This window comes from Micromonospora sp. NBC_01739 (genome assembly GCF_035920385.1).
Taxonomy (GTDB): Bacteria; Actinomycetota; Actinomycetes; order Mycobacteriales; family Micromonosporaceae; genus Micromonospora.
In genome coordinates this window covers 676197-689390 of sequence record NZ_CP109151.1, presented here as the reverse complement: position 1 = coordinate 689390, position 13194 = coordinate 676197, and the positions used below count along the sequence as shown (strand labels likewise).

6 protein-coding genes are annotated in these 13194 nt (G+C 68.7%); 2 read left to right on the top strand and 4 right to left on the bottom strand.

What is annotated here, in order from left to right; translation table 11 throughout:
- The first annotated feature begins 247 nt into the window (after positions 1-247).
- The gene (locus OIE53_RS03065) at positions 248-1375 is read left to right on the top strand and encodes a lytic polysaccharide monooxygenase auxiliary activity family 9 protein (RefSeq protein ID WP_327025033.1); all 1128 of its coding nucleotides are present in this window, start codon (positions 248-250) and stop codon (positions 1373-1375) included.
- Between the two features lie 193 nt (positions 1376-1568).
- Here OIE53_RS03065 and OIE53_RS03060 read toward each other — a convergent pair whose 3' ends face one another.
- The 4 genes from OIE53_RS03060 to asnB form a co-directional block, all read right to left on the bottom strand.
- Positions 1569-2204 carry a hypothetical protein gene (locus OIE53_RS03060; protein WP_327025032.1) on the bottom strand — a complete coding sequence of 212 codons (636 nt, stop codon included), beginning with the start codon at positions 2202-2204 and terminating at the stop codon, positions 1569-1571.
- Positions 2201-5731, bottom strand: coding sequence for a S8 family peptidase (locus tag OIE53_RS03055; protein ID WP_327025031.1), 3531 nt, complete (start codon positions 5729-5731; stop codon positions 2201-2203). Before OIE53_RS03055 ends, OIE53_RS03060 begins: the two co-directional genes overlap by 4 nt.
- Positions 5732-6299: 568 nt before the next feature.
- The gene (locus OIE53_RS03050) at positions 6300-9260 is read right to left on the bottom strand and encodes a helix-turn-helix transcriptional regulator (protein ID WP_327025030.1); all 2961 of its coding nucleotides are present in this window, start codon (positions 9258-9260) and stop codon (positions 6300-6302) included.
- Between the two features lie 127 nt (positions 9261-9387).
- Positions 9388-11349 carry an asparagine synthase (glutamine-hydrolyzing) gene (gene asnB, locus OIE53_RS03045; protein WP_327027048.1) on the bottom strand — a complete coding sequence of 654 codons (1962 nt, stop codon included), beginning with the start codon at positions 11347-11349 and terminating at the stop codon, positions 9388-9390.
- A gap of 166 nt (positions 11350-11515) precedes the next feature.
- Between asnB and OIE53_RS03040 the strand changes: the two genes are divergently transcribed.
- Entirely contained in the window at positions 11516-12997 is a 1482-nt protein-coding gene (locus OIE53_RS03040; protein ID WP_327025029.1) for an aminopeptidase P family protein, read from the top strand.
- Positions 12998-13194: the final 197 nt, after the last annotated feature.

The following is a 13194-nucleotide window of genomic DNA, read 5'->3' as shown; positions in this document are numbered from 1 at the left end:
GTGCTGGGATAGTGGGTACCGGGTGACGCGGGGGCTGCGCGTCACCGGCGCCGGGTTCATCGCACGCGAGGGCATTTACGCGTCGACCGCATGCTGACGGCACCCGCCTGTCGGGCTCATCCGACCTGGGCGCGGGTCGCCGCATCGATCGCATCCGCCTAACAGCAGCGGGGTTGGCATACCTCGTCATCCCCCGCGCGTTCCGGCGGGGCCACCGGACCGGTGTCCCCGCGAGTCAGGAGAACCTGTGCACCGTCCTCGTCTGGCCGCGGTATTCTTCGCGGCCGTCACCCTCGCTGCGAGCGCGGTCGTAGCCGTGACCGCCAGCCCCGACCCGGCCGCCGCGCACGGCGCGGCGATGACCCCGGGTGCCCGTACCTACCTCTGTTGGCGTGACGGGCTCTCCCCCACCGGCGAGATCCGTCCGCAGAACCCTGCCTGTGCGGCGGCTGTCGCGCAGAGCGGCACGAACTCCCTCTACAACTGGTTCAGCGTGCTGCGTTCGGACGCCGGCGGTCGCACCACCGGCTTCATTCCGGACGGGCAGCTGTGCAGCGGCGGCGCGACCGGTTTCCGCGGCTTCGACCTGGCCCGCAACGACTGGCCGCTGACCCACCTGACCGCCGGCCGCTCCATGGAGTTCCGGTACAGCAACTGGGCCCACCACCCGGGCACGTTCTACTTCTACGTGACCAAGGACAGCTGGAGCCCGACCCGGGCGCTGGCCTGGAGCGACCTGGAGACCCAGCCGTTCCTCACGGTGACCAACCCGCCGCAGCGCGGCGCGGTCGGCACCAACGACGGCCACTACTACTTCACCGGCACCCTGCCGGCGAACAAGAGTGGCCGGCACATCATCTACTCCCGCTGGGTCCGCTCGGACAGCCAGGAGAACTTCTTCGGCTGCTCCGACGTGGTCTTCGACGGCGGCAACGGTGAGGTGACCGGCATCGGTGGCGGTGGCACCAACCCCCCGCCCACCACCCCGCCGCCCACCACTCCCCCGCCCACCACTCCCCCGCCGACCACCCCGCCGCCCACCACCCCGCCGCCGACCACCCCGCCGCCCGGCAACAACAGCGGCTGCTCGGCCACCTTCAAGCTGACCAACAGCTGGTCCGGTGGCTTCCAGGGTGAGGTGGAGATCAAGAACACCGGCACCTCGCCGATCAACGGCTGGACCGCGAACTGGAGCCTGTCCAGCGGTCAGCAGATCAGTCAGGTCTGGAACGCCACGCACACCACGTCCGGATCGTCCGTGACGGCCCGCAACGTGGGGTACAACGGCAGCCTAGGAGCCAACGCCAGTACAAGCTTCGGCTTCCTCGCCAGCGGCACCAGCTCCACCCCCACGATCACCTGCACCGCCAGCTGATCACCAGCACCACGAAGGGGGCCCCGGATCCGGGGCCCCCTTCCGCTTGTCCGTCAGCGCCTCAGCGCCGCCAGCACCCCAAGCGACTCAGTCCGGTCTCGGCACACCGGCCGCCACTGAAAAGGCGCGGTCGGGGCGAGAGTGTCTCGCCCCGACCGCGCCCCGGACCGGGTCATCCCGTCCGCGGAACCGCTCAGCGCAGCGTGTACGCCGTGGGGATGGTTTGCTTCACGGTGTTGCCACCGCTGTCGGCCGCGCTGATCCGCAACCCGACCCCTTCGGCGGCCTGACCCCGCTTCGGGTGCTTGACCGTCGCGGTGTAGGTGTTCTTCCCGGCGGCCTTCGTCGGCGCCGGCTGCCAGCTTCGGCCACCGTCGAAGCTGACCTCCACACGCAGATCGGTCACCTTCGGCGGCGTGCTGAGACGCTCCTGGTAGTAGCCGATGATCGTGACCTGGTGCGCGCTCCCGGCCTTGACCGTGTTGTCCAGGTCAAGACCCAGGTCGTAGCGGAGGAAGATCAGCGGTTCCGGGCGGCACTCGCCCGCGCCCCCGACGATGTCGCCCATGCAGGGCTGCAACTCCGAGACGTCCCCCTCGGTCGCCTTGCCCGAGGTGTACTCCCACACGGTCTTGACGCCGTTGGTCTCCGCCTCGAAGGTGTAGCGGGCCGATTCCGGCGGCAGATCATAGGCGACGATGTCACCACCCGCCGCGCATCCCAGCGCGACGATCCCCGCAGCTACCAGCCCCGCGAGTGTTGCCTTTCGCCGCAACGACGGCGACGTCGTGTTCATTGCGTCGGCCTCCCTTTTCGATTCGGCCCTCATCGCTGGCCACCGGAGGTCCGGGCTACCGGGTCACCGGCCGCACCGCTGCCGATCACGGCGGAGAAGGGCGCGAGCCGGCGTTCAAGTTCGTTGCCGGACTCATCGGCGAGCCTGAAGTCACACGCGGACGGCTCGCAGTTGTTGATTCCGAAGTACCCCTCGGCGAGCCCCTCGTTGTTGACGATGCCGATCATCGCCTGGCGGCCGCCGCTGCTGGTGGTCAGATACATGTTCGGGTAGAAGGTGTCAGCCTGCCGGCACCCTGCGCAGAGCGTTCCCGTGTCGAGGGTGAAGCCCGACCTGGTACGGACCTGCGGCACCGCACCGGGCAGGGTCGGACCGGTGTTCCAGTAAACCGTCTGCGCCACACCGGCCAGCAACTCCTGGTCTTCCTGCTGATTCGACGATGGCGTTGGCGTTTCGGTGTGGTCGACCCACGTGAATGCGAACTTGTTGATGGCGTTCTTCTGCCGGGTGACGAACGTGGTGAGCTTGTCTTGCGTGCTCGTGAGCGGCAGGCTGACGGACACCGGGTCCGGGCCGGATTCGGTCCACTGCCCCCACGTCAGGCTGGTGACCTCTCCCGGCCGGCTGGCGTGGAATCGGTGGTCGACCCGGTCAAGGTCGTTGTGTCGCACCTGGTACGGCAGCTTGTTGGGCACCCGACCCGAGTCGTGGAACGCGAGGGTGTAGACCTGCGGGTCGGGGCTGCCGCCGAGCTTGATTCGGACGGACGAGGCCTTCTTCGGCTTGGCCTCGAGCCGCGCGATCAGCTGGTTGGCCTCATCCGCCGGCACGGTCAGGATCGGCAGCGCGGCGTACGGTTCGATTGCCGGGCAGCTCTCCGGCCCGTCCGGGCAGACGATGGTGGGCTCGACGAACGTCAGTCTTTGCAGACCCGGCGGGCCGGCCACCAGCACGCCGACACCCCCCGCGGCAGCCACCGCCGCAACCCGTTCCCGCAGCGAGGTGACCTGACAGGTCGTCGCCGGGCAGATGTCGGTCGGTGTCAGCAGCACCAGCTTGCCCCTGGCATCGATCTTCGCCAGGTCGTCCGCCAATCCCATGCCGCCGTAGACGACAGCCTTCGTCCCGCTGTTCGGCAGCCGGGAAACCCGCAGCCGCAGCGGCTGAGAGAAGGTGTTCTCCCCCTCCGTCCACTGCAGGTCGTTGCGATACACGGAGGCGTCCGGGGTGCTGTAGCGGGCGGACAGGTCGAAGGAGCTGCCCCCACCGGTGACCTTCATGGTGATCAGAGGTGTGGTCTGCACCAGGTAGGCGCTGTGGGTCAGGGTGCCGGTACGCACCTTGTCGGTGGGCAGGGCCCACCAGTTCGGGTCGTAGGCGCCGTAGTTCGATGCGGTTTGTTGCGCCGTCATGTCCCAGTCACCGGTAGCGGACGTCCGCTGAATGACCTGGGCCGCGAGGTAGGTTTCCGTCGGCTTCGGGGTCTTCGCCCTGACCGGTTTCGCCTTACGCAGGTCGAGGGTGACGGTGGTGGGCTTGCTCAGCTTCACCTCGGGGGCCATCGGAAGTGCGCTGTGCTGCTCGCCGCGCGCGTCCTGCCAGGTGACCGAGAGGGCGGCGGCGAAGGTGCCCTCGAACAGGCGTGCGGTCATCCGGTCACTGCCGGGCACGCCCACCGCGTCGTCGTGCAGGTGCACCTTGTCATCCACGGGAACGATCAGTGCGTTGCCGTACCTGACGGAGGTGGCACCGGCCGGTGGGATGACGTTGATGGTCAGCTCGATGCGCTCCGGCTCGAGGAAGGCGCTGATCCGATTGGACGCCTGCACGATGCCGTCGGCATCCCGAGCTGTCAGCACACCGGTGTAGCTGCCGTACTGCCCACCGTCCTCCAACACCCTGCCGTCGACGGTGACGGGCACCTCCGCGGTCCCGTGCGCGGCCACGGTCACCGGGTCGGTGCCGAAGCTGAACAGCCCTGCGGGAGCGGACTGGCCGTTGGAGGCGACCGAGGCCGAGAGATTCAGCGTGATCGGCTGGTCGGTGTGGTTGGTGTAGGTGAGCGTCCTGACCACCGGTGAGTGGGGGTAGGTGTGCCGGCCGAAGTGCAGGTTTCCGGTGGTGCTGATGGTCGGGTCGACGGCTCGGGCCAGGTCGACCCGGCCGACGCCCTGGGCGTACACGTCGTGCCCGAGGTCCATGGCGGTGGACATCAGGAGCCCTTTGATCTCTTGCCCAGTCAGCTCCGGGTACTTCTCCGCGATGATGGCCGCGGCTCCGGCAACGTGCGGGGCGGCCATCGAGGTGCCGCTGGCGCTGGTGTAGTGCTCGTCCACCACGGTACCCATCGCCGTACCGGCGGCGCGCGCAGCGACGATCTCGACGCCTGGAGCGGCGATGTCCGGCTTCGCCGCGTTGTCTCCTATTCGCGGTCCGCGGCTGGAGAAGCCGGCCATGGCGTCTTGCTTGTCCACGGCCGCCACGGTCAGTGCCTCGTCGGCAGCTCCCGGGGCTCCGACAGTGCCGCTGCCTGGTCCGGAGTTGCCCGCCGAGACGACGAAGAGGGTTCCCGTGCTGCGGCTCAGGTTGTTGACCGCCTCGCTCAACGGGTCGGTTCCGTCGGTGGCCCCGCCGCCGAGGCTCATGTTCACGACCTTGGCGTCGGAGTGGGCAGCCCACTCCATACCGGCGATGACGGCATCGGTGGGGCAGGAGCCGCCGTCGTTGCAGACCTTGCCGACCATGAGTTTCGCCGCCGGCGCCACTCCCTTGCGCAGTCCGTCGGAGGCGGCACCGCTGCCGGCGACGGTAGCCGCCACGTGCGTCCCATGCCCGTGCCCGTCCTTCGGGCCGCTCGCGTCACCAGTGAAGTCGACCTGCTCGACGATCTTGCCGGCCACATCCGGGTGATTGGGATCGATACCACTGTCGAGTACCGCGACGGTCACACCCGACCCGTCGTAGCCGCGGTCCCACACGATCGGCGCATTGATCTGCGCTACGGAGGTGTCAAGGTTGATGCGGGCCAGTTCGTTGAGCCATACCTTCTTGACTCCGGACAGTGCACCGGCAGTCCTGGCGGCTGCCACGCCGATGTCGTCCTTGCCGCGCACCTCCTGCCACCAGCGGCCGTCACCCTGGATGTCCATCGACTGGGCGTTGATGCTGGCCAGAGTGGACCCGGTTGATGCACCGGCCACCTTCGGTGCCGCCCGCATCCGGAGATTCTGGTCGTAGGTGATCAGCACCGGCACCCGGCCGACCGTGCCCTCCGCCACGTGCGCGGCCAGCTTGGCAAGGTCGAACAGGCCCCAGTCCAGCAGACCCTGCTCGATCAGCGACAGTGCGTCGTTCGGTACGACGTAGACGCTGCCCTTCCTGGTGATGGTGTGGAAGGTGACGGTTTCGCCGTCGGGTCTGGGGGCGGCTTCGATCTCCCGTACTACCGGTTTCGCGTCCGCGCCGATACCGACATGCACCTTGTCACCGGTGATCAGTGTCAGCGGCAGGCTTGCGCCGGAGCCGGCAGCGACCCGCAGGGCGTCTTCGCTGATGGTCACCGGCAGGCTCCGGGGCGCCGTGACATCCGGTCGCGGACCCTGCTGGGTTGGCGTGTCGGCGTTCGCCGGCGAGGTAGACACGACCATCCCGAAGATGGTCAGACCGACGGTCAGGGCGCCCAAGCGTCGCCCGATGGGCTTCATAGCCGGACTCGGCCTCATCTGTCGGCCTCCTGCCGAGATACGGCCAGGCAGGTGCCTGGATGATGGCGTGTGGATCGCATCAAATTCCTCCTGCTAACTGGTACCTGCTCCGCCGACGTACCGAAAAATGGTCGTGCAGCCGAAAGAGAAACCCCGCTGTCGACCCTCGGCCTTCGCTAGAGCGGCTCGTATTCGCCATCGACATCGACTCCGCCCGCATCGGTACTATTCGATGCAACTGCCGAGTCGATCGGCGGTCGTGCCAGCTCCGCGCGGCCGTTCGACCCCCTCGACGACTCCGGCGAGCTGTCTGATGACTCAGGCATAGACGGTTGTCCTGGCTCCATGAGGACAGTGTGGGATCACCTTGGCCGTAGATCGATTGGCCAAGTGCAGGATTTAAACCGCCCGCGCACCCACGGATTTATTTCGTGCCGCCTGACGGGGGCTGAATTTTTTCGTCCTGCGCCGGCGGAAGTGCCTCATGCTCGACGAGGCCAAGTTCCATGATCTTGAGTGCGAGTCCCGTGCGGGAGGCCACCTGCAACTTGCGCATGGCCGACTTGATCTGGCTGGAGACGGTCTGCGTGGACACCATCAGCTCGTCGGCGATCTGGCGGTTCGTCCACCCACCGACCAGCAGGCGGGCCACTTCACGCTCGCGCGGCGACAGTTGGTTGCCGTAGCTCGGCCGGCCACGGCCCCGCGTCATGCCGCCTTTCCACCCGTACTCCTGCAAAGCCTGCAAGATCCGGTCGGCGTCGATGCCGGCGCCCAGTTCCGTCAGGGCCCGTGCTGTCTCGGCGAGCATCGGCAAGGCCACGTCGGGTTGGCCGACGGTGAGCAGGCAGCGGGCGTGGCGCTCCCGGGTGAGCAGCGCATCGTACGGGCGAGGCAACGCCTGCCACGCTGCGACCGCGTCAGCGAACAGCTCGGCGGCCCGGGCGGCCTGCCCGCGGGCTTCGGTGAGGATCGCGCGACACAGCGCCAGGGACGCCTGCGGTGCCGGGGCGGGCGCGTCGCCCAGGGCGCGTTGAAAGGCGCCGACCAGATCGTCGGCCTGGTCGATTCGACCAGCGGCAACCAGAGCCTCAACCCGCACGGGCGCGATTTCCGCGCCACGCGCCCAGATTCCGTTGCGTAGTGCTACTTCTCCGGGCTCCTCGGTTATGCGGAGCGCTTCCTCGACGCATCCGTCGCGCAGTCGCAGTCGGGCCAGCGCTGCCGTGGATTCGATGCGTTGCTGATCGTCCCTGCCGGCAACGAGCAGATGGCGTTCCGCCTGTTCCCGGTCTCCGGTGAGCGCATGCAGCAGGCCTGCCACCAGGGCCGCCTCGCGCTGGTCCCTCAGCCACACCCCGTCGGGCGCGGCCATCAGTGCGGCGGCCCGGTCCGCCAGGCCGGCCCAGGCGCCGGTGAACCAGTCCAGGTGTGCCTCGATTACCGCGATGGCGCCGAACAGCATCTCAAGCTGGTATCTGTCGGCAAGGTCTCTGGCCTTGGCCAGTCGCAGGCGGGCCTCGTCGTATCGACCCCAACGCATCGCCATCTCGGCGATATTCGCGTGGCTCGCCGCGATCAGCCCACGTTGGCGAGGATCCGCGCTCTCCTGGGGAAGCTGCTGCACCTCGGCCCAGGCGGTCTCCTCGCCGAGCATGAGCAGCGCGAACGTCCGCTCCTGGAGCAGGCGTAGTCGCTCGTATGGCGTGATCGACAACGTGGCCGCCGGTACCTCGCGCAGCTGACGCAGCTGCTCCTCGGTCAGCCGGGCGGTGCCGGGAGAAAGGGCAAGAAAGATCCGTGCTCGCGCGGCCTGCTCCGAGTCCGGCGCCAGATTGACCGTCGCCTGCTCGACCTCGAGTCGGGCCTCCTCCCAGGCACCCGCCACCATGAGGACCCGGCCGAGCTGAAAACGTACCGCTGCTTCCTGCTGCGACGTCAGCGCTTCCTTCCGCAGCGCGGACCGCAGGACACCGACGATGTCCGAATACGGGTCTGCGTCGGGCAACGGCTGGAACTGGATTTTCATCACGAGCCGCACCAGCGATTCGACCGGCAGGTCAACGCTGGTGACCAGCCGGTGCAGCAGGAGTGCGGCCGTGGCCGCGTCACCGGATTGGGCGGCGAGGTCGGCTGCCTGTTCGGCGTATCGGCACCATGCCTCGGTCTCGCCGGCCTGCCGGAAGTGGTGGGCCAACTGCGCCACCGGCGGCAGCACCGATCCTTCCAGTGCCCTGCCGGCCCGCAGATGCATGAGGTGGCGTTCCGGCACCGCGACGGCCTCGTACACCGCGCGGCAGGCCAGGGAGTGGCGGTACGACACCTTCCCACGCCGGTCCTCGCGCAGCAGGCCGCAGCCGAGCGCCTCCGCCGCGGCGACGCCGGCCCGCTCCGGCGGCAGACCGGCGACCGCGTTGAGGGTCAGGTAATCGGCGGGGGCGGCGAGCACCGCGGCGGCACGCAGGATGGCGACGGTGTCGGGCCGCAGTCGGGCGACACGTTCGAGCACGGCGTCACGGATCGTCGGCGGCACCTCGATGTGGCTCAGCCGACGGCGCGCCCAGCCGCCGGCGAGGCGGACCAGGTCGGCACGTTCCCGCATCAGGCGTATCGATTCCTCCACCGCCATGGGTACGCCGTCGGTGCGTTGGTGCAGGAAGGCCGCGAACTCGGCGGAGACGTGCTCGTCGGCCAGCATCGAGGAGACGAAGGCGGCCGTGTCATCGACTGACAGCGGCTCGAGTTCCACCCTGGACAGGCGAGCGTCGGCGGGCAGCCGAGAGGACAGCCGCAGGAGCAACGAGTCGGCCGGTAGCTCTTCGGGCCGGTAGGTCACGACTATGCTCGCCGGCTGGGGGCGGCGCGAGACCAGGAACAGCAGGAACTCAAGGGTGGCGTCGTCGGCCCAGTGCACGTCCTCGAGCGCCAGCACAGCTACGTCGAGGCGGCCGAGCAACTCGACGAAGGCGCGGAAGAGTCGGTGCCGCGCCGCCGTCGGATCCTCGATCGGCTCCGGTGCGGGTGGCAGGTCGGCCGCCCATTCGGGAAACAACGGCCGAAGCGCTCCGGCCAGGCCGCTCAGCCGCAGCCCGGCGACATTGCCGACGCCTTCGCGCACCGCGTCGACCACTGCGCCGAGGGTGTAGGGCTCACGTAGGGGTGGGCAGGAACCGACGAGGGCCCGGTGACCCTGACCGGATGGAGATGCCAGGAACTCCCGCAACAGCCGGGTCTTGCCGATGCCGGCCTCCCCCTCCAGCAGGACCACGGCGGGCGGTTGTCCGAGTGCGCCGAACAACGCCCGCATCTCGCGGTCCCGCCCCACGAAACGAGGAGTGGAGATCGTTGGCGGTTGACGACGATCGACATCAGTTTGGCTGTTCATGGCCGCCTCCTCCGGCAGATCACCGGTCGGCCGACTCTGGCCTGGAGGTTAGTCCATGATCAAACTTTAGCAAATATTACTAGTCAGTAGCTGATCTATCTCTCGTTGAAACGAACGACTTGACAGGTCAGCGGACCATCGAGCCGACGACCGGCTTGGTGAGCAGGGCGGACTGGTTGCGCTGGATGCCCGGGTCCAGGGTCTTCGCCACGAAGATGGCGTGCCAGATGCAGAAGATCAGCACGGTCCACACCTTGCGGGAGTGGTCGGCCTCCTCCCGCTTGTGCTCCTCCAGCAGGCGCAGGGCGTACGACAGGTCGAGCAGGTCACCGGCGCCGGAGGTGCTCAGCACGTGCCGGGCCCACTCGTACATCTCGCCACGCAACCAGACCCGGGTGGGGGTCGGGAAGCCGAGCTTCTTGCGGTTGACGATGGCCGGCGGCACCACCCCCTGCAACGCCTGACGCATGGCGTACTTGGTGGTGTCCGAGCGGGGTGGCAGCTTCAACTCCACCGGGATCTTGGCCGCCACCTCGAAGACCGCCCGGTCGAGGAAGGGCACCCGCACCTCCAGGGAGTGCGCCATGGAGATCCGGTCGGCCTTGACCAGGATGTCGCCGCGCAGCCAGGTGTAGAGGTCGACGTACTGCATCTTGGTGACGTCGTCCAGCTCGGTGCACTCGGCGTAGATCGGGGCGGTGACGTCGGTGTAGCGCACCGAGGGGTCGTAGCGGCGCAGCAGGTGCTGCTTCTCCTCCTCGGTGAACATCCGGGCGTTGCCGTAGTAGCGCTGCTCGATCGGGGTGGTGCCGCGCTCCAGGAAGCTCTTGCCCTTGACCCCCTGCGGGATGGCCTTGGACACCGCCCGCAGGCCCTTCTGCACCCCGCCGGGCAGCCCGTTGACGCCGCTCAGGGAGAGGGGTTCCCGGTAGATGGTGTACCCGCCGAAGAACTCGTCGGCCCCCTCGCCGGAGAGCACCACGGTGACGTGCTCGGCGGCCTTCTTGGCGACGAAGTAGAGCGGCACCAGGGCCGGGTCGGCCACCGGGTCGTCCAGGTGCCAGACGATCTTCGGCAGCGCGTCGATCATGTCCTGCGGCCCGATCTTGGTCGGGATGGTGGTCACGTCGAGGTGCCGGGCCGACTCCTGGGCGACATCGATCTCCGAGTAGCCCGGGACGTCGTAGCCGACCGTGAAGGTGAGGATGTTCGGGTTGAACTCCCGGGCCAGGGCCACCACCGCGGTGGAGTCGATGCCGCTGGACAGGAAGGAGCCGACCGGCACGTCCGAGCGCATGTGCATCCGTACGCTCTCCCGCAGGGTCTCCCGGATCTCGTGGTAGAGCTGCTGCTCGTCGGCGACCGGGGCGGGCCGGAACACCGGGCGGTACCAGCGGCGGATGTCGATCCGGCCACCGGGGGACCAGGTGAGGTACTCCCCCGACCCGATCCGACTGATCTGCTTGTGCAGGGTGCCCGGCTCGGGGACGTACTGCAGGGTCAGGTAGTGGCTGAGGTTGGCCGTGTCGACCCCGGCGTCGCCGATGTGCGCGGAGTGCGCGAAGGGCAGCAGGGCCTTCTTCTCCGAGGCGAGGTAGAGCCCGTCGGCGGTCTCCAGGTAGTGCAGCGGCTTGATGCCGTAGTAGTCCCGGGCGCCGAAGGCGCGGCGGGCCTGCCGATCCCAGATGACGAAGGCGAACATGCCCCGTAGCCGGGTGAGCACCTGCTCGCCCCAGTAGTGGTAGCCGGCGACGATCACCTCCCCGTCACCGTTGGTGGCGAACCGGGCCCCGTGCTCGCGGATCAGCTCCTCGCGCAGCTCGATGTAGTTGTAGATCTCGCCGTTGAAGGTCAGCAGGTAGCGCCCGTCGGCGTAGGGCAGCGGCTCATGGCTGAGCGCGACGTCGATGATCGCCAACCGCTTGTGGGCGAAGACCCCGTCCGCGTACTGGCCGGTGGCGTCCCCGACCACCTCGACACCGGTCTCGTCCGGGCCGCGGTGGTGCAGGCATTCCAACGCTCCGGCGATGCTGTCGCGGTGAGCGGCGGCGTCGCCGCGCGCACTGAAAAAAGCCAGGAGTCCGCACATGGTCGTCATCTTTCCATGCGTACGAATCGGGCGTTGCGGCACGGGCGGGCTCCCCCACCGAGGGCCCGGAGAGGGTCCCGGCGCGCAGCACGAAATGATCACCATGGCCGGTGCGGACCGGATTCGCGGTACGGTCGGGGCCAGCGACGACATGAAGGGAGCGGGCATGACCGAGGAACGCACCGACGGCAAGCCGGCCGACGGCACCGAGTCACACGACCCGGACTTCCCCCCGGCGTTCCTGGCGTTCATGCGGCAGGGTTGGCGGGACACCACCCTGCCGGTAGGCCCCCGACCGGAGGTGCCGAACTACGCCAAGCGGCGAGCCGCGCTGTCGGCCGCCTTCCCGGGCGAGACCCTGGTGATCCCCACCGGCGGGGAGAAGATCCGCGCCAACGACACCGAGTACCGGTTCCGTCCGGGCAGCGACTTCGCGTACCTGACCGGCGACCACGACCCGGACAGCGTCCTGGTGCTGCGGCCCAACGGTTCCGGGCACGACCCGATCCTGTACATGCGGCCCCGCAGCTCGCGGGAGAACGACGAGTTCTTCCGCAGCCGGCACGGCGAGCTGTGGGTGGGCCGACGGCACACCCTCAGCGAGAAGTCCACCGAGCTGGGCCTGCCCACGGTGGATCTGGCCGAGCTGGACTCGGCGCTGGCCGAGCTGGCCCCGGCGCGTACCCGGGTGCTGCGCGGTTTCGACCCCCGGGTGGACGCCGCGGTCCGCGCCTACGACGGTCCGCGCGAGGAGGGTCAGCCGGCCCGGGACCGGGAGCTGGCCATCGCCATCTCCGAGCAGAAGCTCGTCAAGGACGAGTGGGAGATCAGCCAGTTGCAGGAGGCGATCGACGCCACCGTACGCGGCTTCGAGGATGTGGCCCGGGTGCTGCCGGCCGACCGGGGGGTCTCGGAGCGGCTGCTGGAGGGGATCTTCGCCCTGCGGGCCCGGCACGACGGCAACGACGTCGGCTACGGCTCGATCGTCGGCGCCGGGGAGCACGCCACGATCCTGCACTGGGTGCACAACCACGGGGTCACCCGGCCGGGCGAACTGCTGCTGATGGACATGGGGGTGGAGGGCCGCAACCTCTACACCGCCGATGTGACCCGGGTGCTGCCGGTCAACGGCCGGTTCACCCCCCTCCAGCGGCAGGTCTACGACATCGTGTACGCCTCGCAGCAGGCCGGCATCGACGTCATCAAGCCGGGGGTGGCCTTCAAGGAGGTCCACCTGACCTGTATGCGGGTGCTCGCCGAGGGCCTGGCCGACCTGGGGCTGCTGCCGGTGAGCGTGGACGAGGCCATGGACGAGAACTCCACCGTCTACCGCCGGTGGACCCTGCACGGCTTCGGCCACATGCTCGGCATCGACGTGCACGACTGCTCCAACGCCCGCAAGGAGGCTTACCGCGACGGCAACCTGGGCGAGGGATATGTGCTCACGGTCGAGCCGGGGCTGTACTTCCAGCCCGAGGACGAGCTGGTCCCCGAGGAACTGCGGGGGGTCGGCATCCGGATCGAGGACGACATCCTGGTCACCGACTCCGGTGCGGTGAACCTGTCGGCGGGTCTGCCCCGCCGCTCCGACGAGGTGGAGACCTGGCTGGCCGAGCAGCGCGAGGCGGGCCTGCGCCTGCCCGGCTGACCGCGCCACGACCGCCCGACGGGCCCCGCCCGGCGGTGTGCGACGTTTCGTACGTCCAGCACACCCCGAGCGGGGCCCGTCCTTGTTTGGTCCGGTCACCCGCTTCTTGCCCAGGCTGGCGCTGTGACCGGCACATGCCCGGAATACATCTAATGCGGGGGTTTTTCGGATACGCCCTTGTCGCGAGGATCCTTCTC